This is a genomic window from Enterobacter chuandaensis (assembly GCF_039718975.1).
In the GTDB taxonomy this organism is placed as follows: Bacteria; Pseudomonadota; Gammaproteobacteria; order Enterobacterales; family Enterobacteriaceae; genus Enterobacter; species Enterobacter chuandaensis.
This window is the reverse complement of sequence record NZ_CP097173.1, coordinates 2,510,337-2,527,004: the sequence shown is the minus strand read 5'-3', so window position 1 is coordinate 2,527,004 and position 16,668 is coordinate 2,510,337. Positions and strand designations below refer to the sequence as shown.

General features: G+C 52.4%; 18 protein-coding genes and 3 pseudogenes. 10 read left to right on the top strand and 11 right to left on the bottom strand.

All coding sequences use genetic code 11. The features are described 5' to 3' along the window. Positions 1–22 precede the first annotated feature (22 nt). Together ttcA and MX657_RS12365 are read right to left on the bottom strand one after the other, a co-directional pair. Positions 23–958: a tRNA 2-thiocytidine(32) synthetase TtcA gene (gene ttcA / locus MX657_RS12370; RefSeq protein ID WP_080329263.1), complete on the bottom strand. Its 936-nt coding sequence runs from the start codon at positions 956–958 to the stop codon at positions 23–25. Positions 959–978: 20 nt separating this feature from the next. After that, positions 979–1,257 (bottom strand): annotated as a pseudogene (locus MX657_RS12365) (site-specific integrase); the annotation flags it as partial. Between MX657_RS12365 and MX657_RS12360 the strand changes: the two are divergent. From MX657_RS12360 to MX657_RS23700, 3 genes and pseudogenes are all read left to right on the top strand, one after another. Further along, positions 1,239–1,550: pseudogene (locus MX657_RS12360) on the top strand (lysozyme); the annotation flags it as partial. The pseudogenes MX657_RS12365 and MX657_RS12360 overlap by 19 nt on opposite strands. Beyond that, a pseudogene (locus tag MX657_RS12355) lies at positions 1,547–1,879 on the top strand (lysis system i-spanin subunit Rz); the annotation flags it as partial. The pseudogenes MX657_RS12360 and MX657_RS12355, both read left to right, overlap by 4 nt. Continuing rightward, positions 1,849–1,983, top strand: coding sequence for a hypothetical protein (locus MX657_RS23700; protein WP_419179112.1), 135 nt, complete (start codon positions 1,849–1,851; stop codon positions 1,981–1,983). The pseudogene MX657_RS12355 and the gene MX657_RS23700, both read left to right, overlap by 31 nt. Before the next feature lie 43 nt (positions 1,984–2,026). On the opposite strand, the gene MX657_RS12350 is transcribed toward MX657_RS23700, so the two are convergent. Next, positions 2,027–2,389: a hypothetical protein gene (locus MX657_RS12350; protein ID WP_119915742.1), complete on the bottom strand. Its 363-nt coding sequence runs from the start codon at positions 2,387–2,389 to the stop codon at positions 2,027–2,029. Between the two features lie 805 nt (positions 2,390–3,194). Here MX657_RS12350 and MX657_RS12345 point away from each other — a divergent pair. From MX657_RS12345 to MX657_RS12330, 4 genes are all read left to right on the top strand, one after another. Next, positions 3,195–3,539 (top strand): DUF1294 domain-containing protein, encoded by a 345-nt coding sequence (locus MX657_RS12345; RefSeq protein ID WP_119915741.1) that lies wholly within the window; start codon positions 3,195–3,197, stop codon positions 3,537–3,539. Between the two features lie 120 nt (positions 3,540–3,659). After that, positions 3,660–3,857 carry a hypothetical protein gene (locus tag MX657_RS12340; protein WP_080329258.1) on the top strand — a complete coding sequence of 66 codons (198 nt, stop codon included), beginning with the start codon at positions 3,660–3,662 and terminating at the stop codon, positions 3,855–3,857. A gap of 3 nt (positions 3,858–3,860) precedes the next feature. Continuing rightward, on the top strand, positions 3,861–4,283 hold the full coding sequence (locus MX657_RS12335) for a GFA family protein (RefSeq protein ID WP_119915740.1): 423 nt from the start codon (positions 3,861–3,863) through the stop codon (positions 4,281–4,283). A gap of 68 nt (positions 4,284–4,351) precedes the next feature. Further along, positions 4,352–4,429: a hypothetical protein gene (locus MX657_RS12330; RefSeq protein ID WP_223239581.1), complete on the top strand. Its 78-nt coding sequence runs from the start codon at positions 4,352–4,354 to the stop codon at positions 4,427–4,429. A 334-nt stretch (positions 4,430–4,763) separates the two neighbouring features. Here MX657_RS12330 and ompC read toward each other — a convergent pair whose 3' ends face one another. Both ompC and nifJ read right to left on the bottom strand, forming a co-directional pair. Beyond that, positions 4,764–5,891: a porin OmpC gene (ompC, locus tag MX657_RS12325; protein WP_119915739.1), complete on the bottom strand. Its 1,128-nt coding sequence runs from the start codon at positions 5,889–5,891 to the stop codon at positions 4,764–4,766. A 389-nt stretch (positions 5,892–6,280) separates the two neighbouring features. Continuing rightward, a complete protein-coding gene (nifJ, locus tag MX657_RS12320; RefSeq protein WP_346805899.1) occupies positions 6,281–9,805 on the bottom strand; it encodes a pyruvate:ferredoxin (flavodoxin) oxidoreductase in 3,525 nt (1,174 codons plus the stop codon). 270 nt (positions 9,806–10,075) lie between these two features. Between nifJ and MX657_RS12315 the strand changes: the two genes are divergently transcribed. Then, positions 10,076–10,342: a putative hemolysin gene (locus MX657_RS12315; protein ID WP_032658293.1), complete on the top strand. Its 267-nt coding sequence runs from the start codon at positions 10,076–10,078 to the stop codon at positions 10,340–10,342. Here the strand turns inward: MX657_RS12315 and hslJ are convergent, their stop codons facing one another. From hslJ to MX657_RS12285, 6 genes are all read right to left on the bottom strand, one after another. Next, positions 10,343–10,780 carry a heat shock protein HslJ gene (gene hslJ, locus MX657_RS12310; protein ID WP_336238765.1) on the bottom strand — a complete coding sequence of 146 codons (438 nt, stop codon included), beginning with the start codon at positions 10,778–10,780 and terminating at the stop codon, positions 10,343–10,345. A gap of 127 nt (positions 10,781–10,907) precedes the next feature. Then, on the bottom strand, positions 10,908–11,036 hold the full coding sequence (locus tag MX657_RS12305) for a DUF2474 domain-containing protein (RefSeq protein ID WP_080329253.1): 129 nt from the start codon (positions 11,034–11,036) through the stop codon (positions 10,908–10,910). Continuing rightward, on the bottom strand, positions 11,036–12,046 hold the full coding sequence (gene cydB / locus MX657_RS12300; RefSeq protein ID WP_346805898.1) for a cytochrome d ubiquinol oxidase subunit II: 1,011 nt from the start codon (positions 12,044–12,046) through the stop codon (positions 11,036–11,038). The genes MX657_RS12305 and cydB overlap by 1 nt, the downstream gene beginning before the upstream one ends. Next, positions 12,046–13,446, bottom strand: coding sequence for a cytochrome ubiquinol oxidase subunit I (locus MX657_RS12295; protein WP_346805897.1), 1,401 nt, complete (start codon positions 13,444–13,446; stop codon positions 12,046–12,048). Before MX657_RS12295 ends, cydB begins: the two co-directional genes overlap by 1 nt. 121 nt (positions 13,447–13,567) lie before the next feature. Continuing rightward, positions 13,568–14,062: a DUF3828 domain-containing protein gene (locus MX657_RS12290; RefSeq protein ID WP_244288134.1), complete on the bottom strand. Its 495-nt coding sequence runs from the start codon at positions 14,060–14,062 to the stop codon at positions 13,568–13,570. After that, positions 14,059–14,430 carry a hypothetical protein gene (locus tag MX657_RS12285; RefSeq protein ID WP_119915733.1) on the bottom strand — a complete coding sequence of 124 codons (372 nt, stop codon included), beginning with the start codon at positions 14,428–14,430 and terminating at the stop codon, positions 14,059–14,061. Before MX657_RS12285 ends, MX657_RS12290 begins: the two co-directional genes overlap by 4 nt. A 461-nt stretch (positions 14,431–14,891) precedes the next feature. Between MX657_RS12285 and MX657_RS12280 the strand changes: the two genes are divergently transcribed. Next, positions 14,892–15,080, top strand: a complete 189-nt coding sequence (locus MX657_RS12280) for a hypothetical protein (protein WP_028013309.1) — start codon at positions 14,892–14,894, stop codon at positions 15,078–15,080. An 82-nt stretch (positions 15,081–15,162) separates the two neighbouring features. After that, on the top strand, positions 15,163–16,572 hold the full coding sequence (locus tag MX657_RS12275; protein WP_346805896.1) for a PLP-dependent aminotransferase family protein: 1,410 nt from the start codon (positions 15,163–15,165) through the stop codon (positions 16,570–16,572). The last annotated feature ends 96 nt before the right edge of the window (positions 16,573–16,668 follow it).

Sequence of the window (16,668 nt, the reverse complement as noted above, 5' to 3'; positions counted from 1 at the left end):
GTCTTTCTGAGACGCTGTCCGCTTATTTCACTTCAAGCACGTTCAGACGTAACTCTTCAAACTGATTGTCATCCTCTTCCGGCTGCCAGCCCGCTGGCTGCATCGGAATCTCTTCCCGATCAAACGCCAGATCGCCGCCATTGACCACTTCAGAATCATGATTGATGCCTTTGAAGTCGAACAGCTCAACGTCTGCGAGGTGTGAAGGGACCACGTTTTGCATCGCGCTGAACATGGTTTCGATACGACCCGGATAACGCTTATCCCAGTCACGCAGCATGTCGCCAATAACCTGACGCTGCAGGTTCGGCTGAGAGCCGCACAGGTTGCATGGAATGATCGGGAAGCCTTTAGCCTGAGAAAAACGCTCAATATCTTTTTCGCGGCAGTAGGCGAGAGGGCGGATCACAATGTGCTTGCCGTCATCGCTCATCAGTTTAGGCGGCATGCCTTTCATCTTGCCGCCGTAGAACATGTTCAGGAACAGCGTTTGCAGGATATCGTCACGGTGATGGCCCAGCGCAATTTTGGTCGCGCCCAGCTCAGTTGCGGTCCGATACAGAATGCCACGGCGCAGGCGGGAACAAAGCGAGCAGGTCGTTTTCCCTTCCGGGATCTTCTCTTTCACGATGCCGTAGGTGTTTTCTTCGACGATTTTGTACTCAACGCCCAGCTCTTCCAGGTATTCCGGCAGAATGTGCTCCGGGAAGCCCGGCTGTTTCTGGTCAAGGTTGACCGCCACCAGCGAAAAATTCACCGGTGCGCTTTGCTGAAGATTACGCAGGATCTCCAGCATGGTGTAGCTGTCTTTACCCCCTGACAGGCAAACCATGATGCGGTCGCCTTCTTCAATCATGTTGAAGTCTGCAATGGCCTCGCCCACGTTACGGCGCAGGCGCTTTTGCAGTTTGTTCAGGTTGTATTGCTCTTTCTTTGTATTTGATTGATTTTCTTGCATTTATTACTACTTTCGGAGCCAGTAGCGGCGAGAGATGGGTTAGCGCCAGCAAATAAAAGCCAGCAGGCAAAGATATGTCGCGTATGGTACAGATTCCGGCGGCGAATACCAGCACGTTTTACAGCTGCGTTAAATCTGGAGCCGATACTCGATAAAGAGTGGTAGGCTTTCTATTTGTCCTTGCGCATCCTGTGCATGAAAACAAATCGCAGGTTTTGATATTCCATCGCACCATACTCACGGTGATGAAAACATCTCGGTTTTGGGCTGTGGTGCTGACGGTCACCGCTACACCGATAAAGAATGTGGTGCTTTGCTTCAATTAGACCTGCGCAAGTTTGCTGCAGCTATCGACCCGCTGATTAAGGTTCATGTTCACGAAACCACTCGTGCCGCACTTTACTCTTTAACCTACAACGTGGGAACTAGAGCGTTTAGCAGATCGACGCTGCTTAAAAAGTGAAATTCCGTCGACGTTCCGGGTGCATGCAAAGAACTGCAGCGCTGGACGTATGCCGGTGGCAAGCAGTGGAAGAAGCTGATGACCTGTCGCGAGATTGAGCGCGAAGTCTGCGTGTGGGGTCAGAAATGAGCCGATTGACCGCCATCATTTGCGCTGTCGTTATCTTCCGGCTGGTTTCCATGACATGGGCGATTAACTACTACCGCGACAAAACAACTGAGAAACTCAGCCTGGCAAACACTGCAATGAAAGATATGCAGAAACGCCAGCGCGATGCCGTTGCGCTGGATACAAAATACACGAAGGAACTGGCCGATGCGAAAGCTGAAAATTATATTCTGCAGCGCAAGCTTGATTATGGTAGTAGGGTGCTCGTCAAAGGGCGCTGTCCAGTTCCAGCCACAACCGATACCCCAGGCTCTCCAGCGTGGGCAATGATGAAACCGTCGAACTCTCTAATGCTGCTGGACGAAACGTTCTCGGTACCAGAGATGGAATTATTAGTGACCAAACAGCATTGAGAACACTTCAGGAATATATCTACACTCAGTGTATGAGGTGACCCGCCACCCAATTAAGACTCTTATGGTTTTGAACAGGCTTTTTTATTGCCACTGAAATCGAGTCTTTTGTGGGTCGAAAGTTATAGTGGCTTGGCTCCAGTCCTTTTCGTTAAGTATTTTCTCAATACATTGCGTGGCGTAAAGATCATCTGGCGGAGTGAAGGATGTATATTCGCTTTCGCTGTTTAATTTGAAGTCATGTATAGCTGCAACTGCTATGCGTCCTTCACTATCGATGTTACGGAAGCATGAAATTCTCGCCTCATAAAATTCATCTGGCAAACCTTCTAACATGCAACCGGTAGCCCACTGCAAAAGCTGTTCATCTGAATACTCTGGCTGGACGATCGGCACCGCCTGCTGCTTGCCTATGAGCCGTTTAAATGTGTTGAGAAAGGAAAACATGTCACCTCCATGGTTTTTATAACAAGCATACTATTGCAATTAGCCAGGTAAGATCCATTCTACGGCGAATCTCCCCGCTAGCGCATAACGCCATGGGGATCCCTACGAGAGGATCGCCCATGAAGCTTTTAAGGGGATAACTGGCACCCAAGAGCAATGATGCAGTCATGATACACCTCCGATCAGTCTATAGGACGTCGGTTCAGCGATTGATGAAGGCGTAAATATAAAGCCTCGCTAAAGCAATGCGAACGTCCATCCATAGAGTAACGAGAAAAATAAGTGACGACTCGTCAGTTACGGAGGTTTAGTATCCATGAAAGAAGTAGCGAATCTTAAGGCCGATAAACTTCAACACTGACCAGACATAATGCTGGATTAAATATAGGGCAGGTGGAACAACCAATGTCGCACCAGTTGCGCAGATTGCGTATACCGCCGAGTTCTTTGCGATTAATGCGTAATTTAGGTTAAGTGTTTCAAAATTAATTGCACTGGCTGTACTCGAACCTACAAATCCAGAGACAAAAACAACCGCGAACACATAAAATGATGCTGCTATGAGCTTTAAAATTAGCCGAATGGATTTCACGTTGAGCACCTGCTGAATGAGTCCACCTTTTTACACAAAAAAAACGTGTTTAGCCAGCTTATGGAATGCGGTGATCTAAAGAGTGGTCCGATCTTTATACCCCTCATCTTCCCGGACTGTCGCCGTGTTTAATTCAGGCATTCTTTAATATAAAATCTTCGACAAGACATAAATGCTTTCACGACATGCACTTACACTTCCACGACTGCCCCTATGACATTGAATCGCTTTTGTTGTGTCCTGCTGATCGTCGCTGCGATCGGCAGCCTTTTTACCTCGTATCCCTTTGCCATATGGTTTCTGCTGATCAATATGCTGACGATAGCGATTTATGGCGTCGATAAAACGGCGGTACGAAAAGGGATGCGCAGGATACCGGAAGTCACTTTACTGGCGTTTGGCGCGGTGGGAGGGTGGCCCGGCGCCATCCTGGGTCAACAGCTCTTTCGCCATAAAACGCAGAAGCAGCCGTTTAAAACCTGGTTTTACGTAAGTGCCGTCGTGAGCATCCTGGCCACGGGGGCGCTGTATTATTTCTGTCCCTTTATTCTTTTTTGAGCATCATCAGGAACGCACAAAGTGAACGTTGACCTCAGGTTTACCTGAGCTTCTAAGATGGTCTGACGTTGCGTCATTAAAATTCCTGCTACGCTTGTTTGTTGTATCAGGAGCATGAGTATGAAGAACAAAGACGAACAAACAGGATTAGTGGGGCTGGCGATTGGTGCCGCTGTCATTGGGCTGGTTTCATCGCAGAAACCGATCGATCGCGACAGCATTGTCAACGAACTGGTCAGGCTGGGCAGGCAGAAAGGCGATGGTGTAGAAGATGAGGTTTTCGTTAAGGCCGCCGAGCTGGTGAGAAAAGGGGTATAACCGATGGCTGACATTCGTCATGCACAGTGCCATTGTGGTGCGGTGGCATATACCGTCGTACTCACTGACGGCTTTAATACCGCGCGGCGCTGCAGCTGCTCTTTTTGCCGTATGCGGGGCGCGGTTGTGGTCTCTGCACCGCTGTCGGGTATTACCGTGACCAGAGGTGAGGATAAGCTGACGGAGTACCGTTTTAACACGGGGACGGCGCGGCATTTCTTCTGCTCGGTCTGCGGGATTTACACGTTCCATCAGCGTCGTTCGAACCCAAATGAATACGGCGTAAATGTCGCCTGTTTTGAAAACGTGTCGCCGTTTGACTTCCCCGAAGTGACGGTGATGGATGGCGTAAACCATCCGAGCGATGGTGAAAGCGGCGTATTTGGCTATCTCTCGTTTCGCAAAAAAGAGACCAATAAAGGTTAATTACCGCCTGGCCTTTTTTTTATCAGCCTGGCTATAGTGGGAAGTGGGTTTCTAAAACAGGAGAAATTATGCTCTGTGTAGAAAAAGACGATCCGCGTGAGGCTCCCGAATCAGGGGATAAAAAACCTCAACCCGTGAAAAAGTAATACTCGCAACGAGTATGACCGCCACCGGCCCTGCTGGTGGCTTTTTGTTTTCAGAGACTCACCGTCAATGACGATCCAGATGGTTTAACAGTGCACCGAGATGCCCAACAATACCAAAAAAATCAAAAATTAACGCCATCCACAAGCACGCTAAGAGTGTCAGTATGGCAACGGATACACGACCAAACAACGCTGTTATCCTTAATGAAGAGGGGGATATCGGCGCAGTCTAACCCGCTTTTATTCAACTTACCCTCAACAATATCGCGATAATATGCTGTTGTGAGACGAACATCAAAAAGAGGAGCCCGCATCATGCTGCGGGCTCTCATTATCAGAACTGGTACACCAGGCCTAATGCAACGACGTCATCGGTGCTGATGCCGTTGTTTTTGTAGAAGCTGTCATCTTCATCCAGCAGGTTGATTTTATAATCAACGTAGGTGGACATGTTCTTGTTGAAATAGTAGGTCGCGCCTACGTCTGCATATTTAACCAGGTCCTGATCGCCCTGGCCGTTAGCCAGATCTTTACCTTTTGACTGCAGGTAAGAAATGGCCGGACGCAGACCGAAATCGAACTGGTACTGCGCGGTCACTTCGAAGTTCTGAGTCTTATTCGCCACGGCGTCGGCGTTATCACCATAAGGCGTCATGTTGCGGGTTTCAGAATACATTGCCGCCAGATAGATATTATTGGCGTCATATTTCAGGCCTGCAGTCCAGGCATCTGCTTTGTCACCGCCCGCTGTGGTTTGCGTCACCTGGTCATTGGTACGGTCAGAAGAGGTGTAGGCGGCACCGGCACTGATCCCCATGCCAAAATCATAGGTGGTAGAGATACCGAAGCCGTCCCCATTCTCATGACGCGTGTCGCGGCCGTTGTTGGTGCCTTCCTGAGAGCAATTGTTGTTCTCATCGCAATTACTGCCTTCGTTGTTGCCCTGATACTGCAGCGCGAAGTTCAGACCCTGCACCAGACCATAGAAGTCGGTGTTACGGTAGGTTGCTACACCGTTGGCGCGGCCGGTCATAAAGTTATCGGCATAGGTGTAAGAATCGCCGCCAAACTCAGGCAGCATATCTGTCCAGCCTTCAACGTCGTACAGAACGCCATAGTTACGGCCGTAGTCAAAGGAACCATAGTCACCCACTTTTACACCGGCGAAGGCCAGACGCGTCCAGGACTGATTATCAGACCCTTCGGTGTTATTCGCCTGAATGTTGTATTCCCACTGCGCGTAACCGGTCATCATGTCGTTGATCTGTGTTTCACCCTTGAAACCCAGACGCATATAGGTTTGATCGCCATCTTTAGACGCGTCATCGGAGAAGTAGTGCAGGCCATCTACTTTTCCGTACAGATCCAGCTTGTTACCGTCTTTATTATAAATTTCTGCTGCGTGCGCAGCGCCAGCCATTAACAGAGCCGGAATCATCAGAGCCAGTACTTTTCTTTGCATTGTGATATTCCTTTGCAGTTGTTTTTATTTAATTACCTGTTGAACTTTCCCAATAAGAAAGTTGTCCCATGCTAAATCACACCAGCGGGATAGTAATAAAATATAATTGTTACGAATTAAGTAAAATCTAAACTGAATAAATCCGCGGTAATGATCATTTGTTTGGTGAATGATTTAAATTCAATCATATTAAATAAAAATTATTAATTAGCGGTTAAGTCAGGTAATCTTTGCCCCGTTATATGCCTTTAAGATTATTTATCCATAATTAGTATGAATGTTATTTAGGAAACTAAAGTGATATTCATTAATTATCTGGACGAGCCCGATGTGAATACATCGGGCTTTTTTTATAGCAAAAAAATGCCCGGACGAGCCGGGCAGAGGGTTTAGTCGCTGCTGGATTTTTCGGCTTTTCCTGCCAGCTGCGCCAGGAAGTCATACCGTTTTTGCAAATCGGCTGCGGCATCTCTCCAGAGCTGTTCTGCCACCTCTGGCTGTTGCGCATTCAGACGACGGAAGCGCTGCTCCTGCATTAGCGTCTCTGCCAGGGCATCTGACGGCGGACGTGAATCCAGTGCCAGCGGTAATTTGCCCTCGTCCGCACGGCGCGGATCGAACCGGTAGAGCGGCCAGAAGCCGGTCGCCGTCAGCTGACGCATCTGATCATGGCTGAGCGCCAGGTCATAACCATGTTCTTCGCACGGGCTGTAGGCGATGATCAGCGACGGACCCGGATACGCTTCCGCCTCCTGTATCGCTTTCACCGTCTGGTTGAGCTGCGCGCCCAGCGAGATCTGCGCGACGTAAACGTGGCCGTACATCATCATGCTCACGCCGAGATCCTTACGCGCCTTGCGTTTGCCGTGCTCACCGAATTTCGTGACGGCGCCCAGCGGCGTGGCTTTCGATGCCTGACCACCGGTGTTGGAATAACACTGCGTATCCAGAACCAGAATGTTGAGATTTTCGGTCAGGCTTAACACGTGATCCAGCCCGCCAAAGCCGATGTCGTAAGCCCAACCGTCGCCGCCAATCAGCCAGATCGATTTTTCGACCAGGGCATCAGCGTCGGTCAGCAGTTGCTCTGCGCCTGCAACACCCTGAAGGGCGCGACGCAGCTCAGCCACCTGCTCACGCCGCACCTCTGGCGTTGCTTCGGCGTGAAGTGCAACATTGAGTTCGTCAGGGATCTGGTCGGCAAACTGTTCCAGCAAACGCATCACGCGCGCGCGGTGCTGGTCAACCGTCAGGCGGAAGCCGAGCCCGAACTCGGCGTTATCCTCGAACAGGGAGTTTGCCCATGCAGGGCCGCGACCATTCGCATCGGTGGTGTACGGTGTAGAAGGCAAATTGCCCCCGTAGATGGATGAGCAGCCGGTGGCGTTAGCGATCAGCATTCGGTCACCGTACAGCTGGGTAAGCAGTTTGATGTACGGCGTTTCACCGCAGCCGGAGCAGGCGCCGGAGTACTCGAACAGCGGCGTGATCAGCTGCGAGGTACGAATATCAATACGTTCCAGCTGGCTGCGATCGATTTCTGGCAGGTTCAGGAAGAAGTCATAGTTCACTTTTTCTTCTTCAACGTGCTCAAGACGCGACATCATATTAATGGCCTTGATGTCCGGGTTCTGCCTGTCTTTCGCCGGGCAGACCTCGACGCACAGGTTACACCCGGTACAGTCTTCCGGCGCAACCTGCAGGACATACTTCTGGCCGCGCATATCGCGGGATTTCACATCCAGCGAGTGCAGGCTGGCCGGAGCATCTTCCATCGCATCCGGTGAAACCACTTTGGCCCGAATGGCCGAGTGCGGGCAGGCCGCTACGCAGTGGTTACACTGCGTACAGAGCTCTTCTTTCCAGATCGGGATCGCTTCGGCAATATTGCGTTTTTCCCAGCGCGTCGTGCCCATCGGCCAGGTTCCGTCCGGCGGTAGCGCGGAGACGGGCAGGGCGTCACCCAGCCCGGCCAGCATGGCGGCCGTCACGGTTTTCACGAAATCAGGCGCGGCATCAGAGACCACCGGAGGGCGGCTCGGGCTGGCGTCATTTACCGGCTGCAGCGGCACCTCGAACAGTGACTCGCGAGCCAGCGCCAGCGCCTGCCAGTTACGTTCTACCAGCTCCTGGCCCTTGCTGCTGTAGCTTTTGGCTATCGCACCCTGCAGTTCCACCAGCGCACTGTCGCCCGGCAGGATCTGGGTCAGATGGAAGAAGGCCATTTGCATTACGGTGTTAATACGCGCAGCCAGGCCACATTCGCGCGCGATTTTCGCCGCGTTGACCACATAGAAACGGGCCTTTTTCTGGTTAAGCACCGTCTGCACTTCCTGAGGCAGGCGCGCCCAGACCTCGTCCGCGCTGTACGGCGTATTAAGCAGGAAAATACCGCCGGGCTTCAGGCGCTCAGCCATCTGGTATTTGTCGATAAACTGCAGCTGGTGACAGCCAACAAAGTCGGCCTGAGAAATAAGGTAGGCCGAGCGAATAGGATGCTCGCTGACGCGCAGGTGAGAAACGGTCAGTCCGCCCGCTTTTTTAGAGTCGTAGACGAAGTAGCCCTGGGCGTACCACGGCGTCGAATTGCCGATGATCTTGATGTTGTTCTTGGTAGCCGAGACGCTGCCGTCGCTGCCCAGACCGTAAAACAGCGCCTCGAGTTTGGCTGTTGCAGGCAGGGTATTTTCCGGCAGGGGCAGGGAAAGATTCGTTACGTCGTCATAAATGCCGACTGTGAAGCGCGGCTTGGGTTTCGCTTCTCTTAGCTCGTTGAACACGGCCAGCACGCAGTCCGGCCCAAACTCTTTGGAAGACAGGCCATAGCGACCGCCGATAACGCGCGGTAGCGTTTCACGTTCGCCGTTATTAAAGGCTTCTGCCAGCGCGGTCATCACGTCCAGATACAGCGGTTCCGCGTGTGCGCCCGGCTCTTTGGTTCGATCGAGCACCGCCACCGCGCGCGCGCTTTCCGGCAGGGCAGAGAGCAGATGTTTAGCAGAGAACGGGCGATAAAGGCGCACTTTTAACACGCCGACCTTTTCGCCGCGGGTTAACAGCTCGTCGACCACCTCTTCACAGGTGCCGATAGCCGATCCCATCAGCACAATCACGCGCCCGGCCTGCGGATCACCGTAGTATTCGAACGGTTTGTACTCGCGTCCTGTTGCGGCGGCAAAGTCATTCATTGCCTGCTCGACGTGGTCATAAACCGCGTTGTACCACGGGTTTGTGGCCTCGCGGGACTGGAAATAGGTATCCGGGTTTGCCGATGTCCCACGGATAACCGGATGTTCCGGGTTCAGGGCGCGGGCGCGATGCGCGTCAATTTCTGTCTGCGGCAGCAGATCCAGGATAGTCTCGTCCGCCAGCGGGACGATTTTGTTGATTTCGTGAGAGGTGCGGAAGCCATCAAAGAAGTGAATAAACGGCACGCGACTTTTAAGCGTGGCGATATGCGAAATTAAGGCAAAGTCCTGCGCTTCCTGAACGCTGCTGGCGCACAGCATCGCACACCCGGTCTGGCGCACGGCCATCACGTCGGAGTGATCGCCGAAGATGGAAAGCGCGTGAGTAGCAACGGTACGCGCCGCGACGTGCAGGACGAAGGGGGTCAGCTGTCCGGCGAGCTTATACAGGGTTGGGATCATTAACAGCAATCCCTGAGAAGAGGTAAACGACGTCGAAAGTGCGCCTGTCTGAAGCGCGCCATGTACAGTGGCAATGGCTCCCGCTTCAGACTGCATTTCAACCACTCTCGGGACATCGCCCCAGACGTTTTTTAATCCGTTTCCCGCCCAGGCATCCGCCTGTTCAGCCATGGTGGAACTCGGCGTGATCGGGTAGATGGCGATAACTTCACTGGTGCGAAACGCGACTGAGGCAACTGCACCATTACCGTCAATAGTTTGCATAGAACGACACCCTTACATTGCGCAAAAATAGGGGGCTGTCATAAGGCGACAAACCCTGAATATTATGTTTGTAGTCTAGCAAACGGGGGGGGTTACAATTTTCGCTTTTGTGTCCTCAGTATTCTCGCCATCAATGGTTAGATCAAACTTAGGGCGAAAAAATTGCGAGAAATTGTTTCAGTAGCGCATAAATACGCACTTCTGCTCTCGACGACACGGGATGTGATGCCTATGATGCATAGGTTTCGCACAAAATAAGGGGGAGAGAGCATGCGTTCAGCATTTTTGGTAGGGTGTGCCGCATTATTGTTGTCGGCATGTAGCAGTGAACCTGTGCAGCAGGCCACGGCGGCCCACGTGGCGCCGGGAATGAAAGCGGCAATGTCCAGTTCAGGCCAGGCCAACTGCGCCATGATTGGCGGCTCACTGTCTGTTGCTCGCCAGCTTGATGGCTCTGCTATTGGGATGTGCGCCTTGCCAAACGGCAAACGCTGCAGTGAACAGTCGCTTGCCGTTGGAAGCTGCGGTAACTACTGATTATTCAGCACGCTTAAACATCAGCGTTTTATCGGCAGTCGCCAGCGTCAACTGGTCTTCAGTCAGGTCGACCTGCGCTCCTTTGCGCAGCATGTCGCCGATGGCCTGATCCAGCTCGTTCATCTGTGGTTCGGTACAAAGTTTGCGCGTCATCGCCAGCGCTTTCACTTTTAGCTCGCCTTCAGACAATTTTCCCTGTCCGTTGAAGCGGTTACACATCTGGCCGGAAACGCTGATGTTGTTAACCAGGCTCAAATCGGGCAGGGCGTTAAAACTGATTTCAGGTTGTGCTGTCGTGCCCTTCACGGCTTTCCCGTCCACGTTTTCCAGTACAAAACGATGGTTCTTCAGCTGCTCCGGCTGGACGGACGCTTTGCCCGGATTAACGCAGCCAGTGAGGACAAGGCTGATAACACTTAACGCGATGAGCTTTCTCATTTTTTTTCTCAAATTATAAATGCCGTGAATCTTTTACCAGTATAACGATACTCTGCCGTGGAGTAATGGGGTTTATCTGAAAGTGCGGGGCGGGGGCCGGGCAACGCAGGGCTGCCCGGGATAGAGATTAATGTGATTTAAAGCCAGCGGCCGTCATTAACATGCGGAAAAGCATACTGACAGCCGCCAGCGCCAGTACGCTGCCGCCCCAGATAATGGCCAGCCACATCACTTTTTTCCAGACCGGTTGTTGCATCAGTGATAACCCTCCCCATGCTGAACTTTGCCGCGAAATACGTAATAGCTCCAGAAGGTGTAGACCAGAATAACGGGAATGATCAACAGTGCGCCCACCAGCATAAAGCCCTGGCTTTGCGTCGGCGCGGCGGCCTGCCACAGGGTGATTGACGGCGGTATGATATGCGGCCAGATACTGATCCCAAGCCCGCTAAAGCCGAGAAATATTAGCCCCAGCGTCAGAATAAACGGGCGAGCATGGCTGTCAGGATTACTCAGGCAGCGCCACTGGTAGAAGCTAAACATGACGACCAGGGCAGGGACTGGCAGCAGATAAAACAGATTCGGCAGCGTAAACCAGCGTGCAGCGATGGCCGGGTGTGCCAGCGGCGTCCAGAGGCTGATCGCCGCGATAAACGCCAGCAGTATGATTAACAGCGTTTTCGATACCTCACGCATCCGCTGCTGCAGCGCGTTTTCGCTTTTCATCACCAGCCAGGTTGAGCCTAACAGCGCGTAGGCCACCACCAGACCCGCGCCGCAAAAGAGGTTAAACGCGGTAAACCAGTCAAAGGGTCCACCGGTATAGACCCGACCGGTGACGGTAAAGCCGTTAATGACGGCCCCCACCGTCACGCCCTGGGTAAACGTCGCCAGAATTGAGCCGCCAATAAACGCCTTATCCCAGAAAGGACGGTGCGCCGGGGTGGCTTTAAAGCGAAACTCAAACGCCACGCCGCGGAATATAAGTCCGATCAGCATTATCGTCAGCGGAATGGTCAGAGCATCAACGATCACCGCATAGGCCAGCGGAAATGCGCCGAACAGGGCGGCTCCGCCAAGCACCAGCCAGGTTTCATTCCCGTCCCAGACGGGCGCGACGCTGTTGACCATCACGTCGCGATCGTCAGCGTCTTGTGTGGCAGGGAACAGAATACCGATCCCCAGATCAAAACCGTCCATCACGATATACATCAGCGTGGCGAAAACGATGATGACAAACCAGATAATGGAAAGATCGATACCCATTATGGCAGCTCCTTATGTTCAGCTGTGACGGCAGAAAGCGGGCGCGCCGGACGTCCGTCGTACTCGGTGGCGAATGATTCGTGCGGCTGCGGGCCTTTTCGGATGAGGTGCACCATATAGCTGTAGCCCACGCCAAATACCGAGGTGTATACAACGAAGAAGGCCAGCAGACTCACGCTCATATGGAGATCGCCATGGGCAGAAACCGCATCCTTCGTTCGCTGGAGTCCGTAGACTACCCACGGCTGGCGGCCCACTTCGGTAGTGACCCACCCGGCAAGGATGGCAATCAGCCCGGTTGGCCCCATCAGCAGCGCAAACCACAGGAAAGGACGCGACGAATACACGCGTTTTTTGTAGCGCAACCAGAGCGCCATCACCCCGAGCAGCAGCATCAGCATGCCCAGGCCTGCCATAATGCGGAATGACCAGAAGACAATGGTGGCGTTCGGGCGGTCTTCCTTCGGAAACTCCTTGAGCGCCGGAACCTGTTTATCCAGACTGTGCGTCAGGATAAGGCTGCCCAGTGCCGGGATCTCCAGTCCAAAGCGGGTGCGCTCCTGCTCCATATCCGGCCAGCCAAACAGCAGCAGCGGGGTAGGCTCACCCGGCGGATTCTCCCAGTGCCCTTCAATGGCGGCAATCTTCGCAGGCTGGTGCTTTAAGGTGTTCAGCCCGTGCATATCGCCAACCAGGGCCTGGATGGGGGCGACAATCAGGGTCATCCACAGCGCCATCGAAAACATTGCGCGTATGGCGCGGGTATTATTTCCGCGCAGCAGATGCCATGCCGCGGAGGCACCCACAAACAGCGCGCTGCTGAGGAACGCGGCTATCGACATATGCAGCAGGCGATAAGGGAATGAGGGGTTAAACACCACCGCAAACCAGTCCACCGGTACCACCTGCCCGTTGACGATCTCATAGCCCTGCGGGGTCTGCATCCAGCTGTTTGAGGCGAGGATCCAGAAGGTGGAGATAATGGTGCCCAGCGCCACCATGCAGGTGGAGAAAAAGTGCAGTCCCGGCCCGACTTTATTCCAGCCGAACAGCATCACGCCGAGGAAGCCGGCTTCAAGGAAGAAGGCGGTTAGCACTTCATAGGTCAGCAGCGGGCCGGTAATACTGCCCGCAAACTGCGAAAATCCGCTCCAGTTGGTACCAAACTGATAGGCCATCACCAGCCCTGAGACCACGCCCATGCCAAAATTGACGGCAAAAATCTTCGACCAGAAATGGTACAGCGAGCGCCAGACCGGATTTTTTGTTTTCAGCCACAGCCCTTCGAGTACGGCAAGGTAGCTGGCCAGGCCGATGGTGATGGCCGGGAAAATAATGTGAAAGGATACGGTAAAGGCAAACTGTATCCGCGCAAGGTGAAAAGCATCTAAACCAAACATGCAAAACTCCGCGATGTATTTATGTCGATGCCATTCTAAGCCGCGCCAGCGCTGGGTTGCAGAAACAGACCCGGCCTATTTAACTATAACAGTTTGCCCAGTGTAATATTTATCGATGCGCTTAAAGTCCGCTTTCCGCTGATGCCTTTGCTTGAGTAATTGCTCCCGCATTAAATATGGGATGCTCGTAGCTATCGGTTACGTCTCTCACGCGGTAAATTTTCCACTTTCCATCTTCAAGACGCATATAGACTTCAAGATTAAGAAAGCCGCCGTTCTCAATACCAATCCTGACAGGAAGAACTTCGCCATTCATGAATTGGTGCGCCACACCCACTTCAAGCCCCTTCACCCAGGATGGGTCATAATCCTGAACATAAGCGAAATAATCTGATCCCACGATTTCCTGTTCAGGAATAGACTCTATCTCGTTAAGCCGGGATAGTGTACCAGCCGCAACGTACTCTCTAAGCTGAGGATATTCACCATCACTTTCTGCAAAAAACGTCAGATATGTGGAATAGAATTCTTCCGCCCGTTCGGCAGCATTCTGCTTAGGTACACCCGTACAAGCAGATAATAATAGCGCCACAGTAATTATAAACCCCCTCATCATCGACTCATCCTGTAAATCTTATAGGTAGGTTGCGCGCGGCGGTAACCCGGCCCAGGGTACATGCTGAGCTGGGTAAAATCTGAGATCCAGCGAGTGCCGTCGAACATTGTCATATGGCCGCTTGAGTTTCCTCCGGGATAGGGCTGAATTACAGCGACATCTCCGCTAAGCAACGTCGAACCGGGAGGAACCTCCCTAAAACCTGCACGCAAAAGTTTTGGTCCATAATCCTTCGCATCATGTGTACGTTCAAGCGTAATGCCGCCAGCGATTATGGCACGACGTGTAAATTTCGCGCATTCGTTATGAGAGTGTCCAAGGGCATGCGAGCGGAGGTAAGAAACAGCCGCGTCTCTATTCCAACTCATTGATAATTCCTTTCTGTAAGGTAAGAGCGAAATTTCTGCTCGAGCAAGACAAGTAGCAGAGTGTACATTAGCCTGTTGTTAATACTCTGCGGTTGGTGAGATGAGTAGGCAAAAAATGTTATATATTATATTTATATTTCATGTGGTTATGTATGCATGGCCGGGAATTGTAAACATCAATATTTAATAACATGGACGAGTATCAGGGAATAAAAACATTCTTTTTATGAATTTTCCGCATTAAACCGCTTGCTTTGTCGTCATCGCCGTGCGTTAATGGTTCTCTGGTTTTGAGTCCAAAAAAATATCTGACGTAGTTTCATAAAGCAGTTCTCATCACGTTGTGCCTCTCCGCAGCCTCTCTTGGGTCTTTATCTACATTCCGATTAGTTTTGTTTAAAACCATTATTGCCTGATCGGCTCATGAGTAATTTACGTTTTTACGTTCACAGGAGAATCCTATGACTTCTTATATACATTTCCGCTGCCCATGCTGTCATGGTTCGCAGTACCGTACCTCAGTCTTTGATGTGTCTGAGAAAAACCCGCTCGGTGCGAAATGCATCTTTTGCAAATCGTCAATGATCACGCTCGATCACCTGGCCGCTGCACGCCAGGCGCAAAGCCACGTTACCGAGTACCGTAAGTAATTTATTTCGCGAACTATAACAGTTAGCTAAATCTTCTCTTTTTCTCCTGCTGATATACACTGTCGGCAATAAGGAGAATCTGATGAAAAAATACCAGCGTCTGGCGCAACAAATTATCTCGCAGATCGAGCTTGGCGTATGGCTGCCGGGCGATAAGCTGCCTTCCCTGCGAGAGCAGGTGGCAAGTAGCGGCATGAGCTTTATGACCGTTGGCCACGCGTATCAGATGCTGGAAAGCCAGGGGCGCATTGTCGCCAGGCCGCAGTCGGGCTATTACGTTGCCTCGCGCCCGACCGCACAACAGCCTGCGCCACCTGCTCAGGTGATGCGCGATGAAGCGGTAGATATCAACACCTATATCTTCGAGGTCTTACAGGCCAGCCGCGATCCGTCCGTTGTTCCTTTCGCTTCCGCGTTTCCCGACCCCCGGCTTTTCCCGCTTCAGCAGCTCAACCGCTCGCTGGCAAACGTCAGCAAAACGGCTACCGCAATGAGCGTGATTGAAAATCTGCCGCCCGGTAACGCTGAACTCCGCCACGCCATCGCACGCCGCTATGCGCAGCAGGGGATGAACATCTCGCCGGACGAGATCGTCATTACCGCAGGTGCCCTCGAAGCGTTGAACCTCAGTTTGCAGGCGGTGACGGAGCCCGGAGACTGGGTGATTGTTGAAAACCCCTGTTTTTACGGTGCGCTGCAGGCGCTGGAGCGTCTTAAGCTGAAAGCGTTATCCGTCGCCACAGACGTCCGCGAGGGGATCGACCTCAATGCGCTGGAGCTGGCGTTGAATGACTATCCCGTAAAAGCCTGCTGGCTCATGACTAACGGCCAAAACCCGCTTGGCTTCACGCTGAGCGCGGAGAAAAAAGCGCGTCTGGTCGCACTCCTGACGAAACATAACGTCACGTTGATTGAAGATGACGTCTACAGCGAACTCTATTTTGGCCGGGAAAAACCCCTTCCGGCGAAAGCCTGGGATCGGAGTGACATGACGCTTCACTGCTCCTCCTTTTCAAAATGCCTGGTGGCGGGGTTTCGCATCGGCTGGGTGGCGGCAGGAAAACACGCGCGCCGCATTCAGCAGCTGCAACTGATGAGCACGCTCTCAACCAGTTCTCCCATGCAGCTGGCGCTGGTGGATTACCTGGCGACAAAACGCTACGACGCCCATCTGCGCCGCCTGCGACGAACCCTCGCCGAGCGGAAACAGCAGGCGTGGCAGTCGCTTCTGCGTCATATGCCTGCCGGTGTCAAAATTCATCACAGCGAAAGCGGCTACTTTTTATGGCTGGAGCTACCTGCGCAGCTGGACGCGGGGCTGCTGAGTGAGAAGGCCTTAACCCACCACATCAGCATTGCGCCCGGAAAGATGTTTTCCACCTCTGACGCCTGGACCCCGTTTTTCCGTTTTAATATCTCCTGGGCGTGGGGAGAGCGGGAAGAGCAGGCGGTCATACAGTTAGGAAAACTCATTAGCGCGATGCTGGAATAATCTTTTCGATCTTATTTAAATAATCATTTCTTATCCTGATGGCGGCGCTGCGAATATTTTGCGGTGTCGTATCATAGGAAATCTGCATACCGTCTT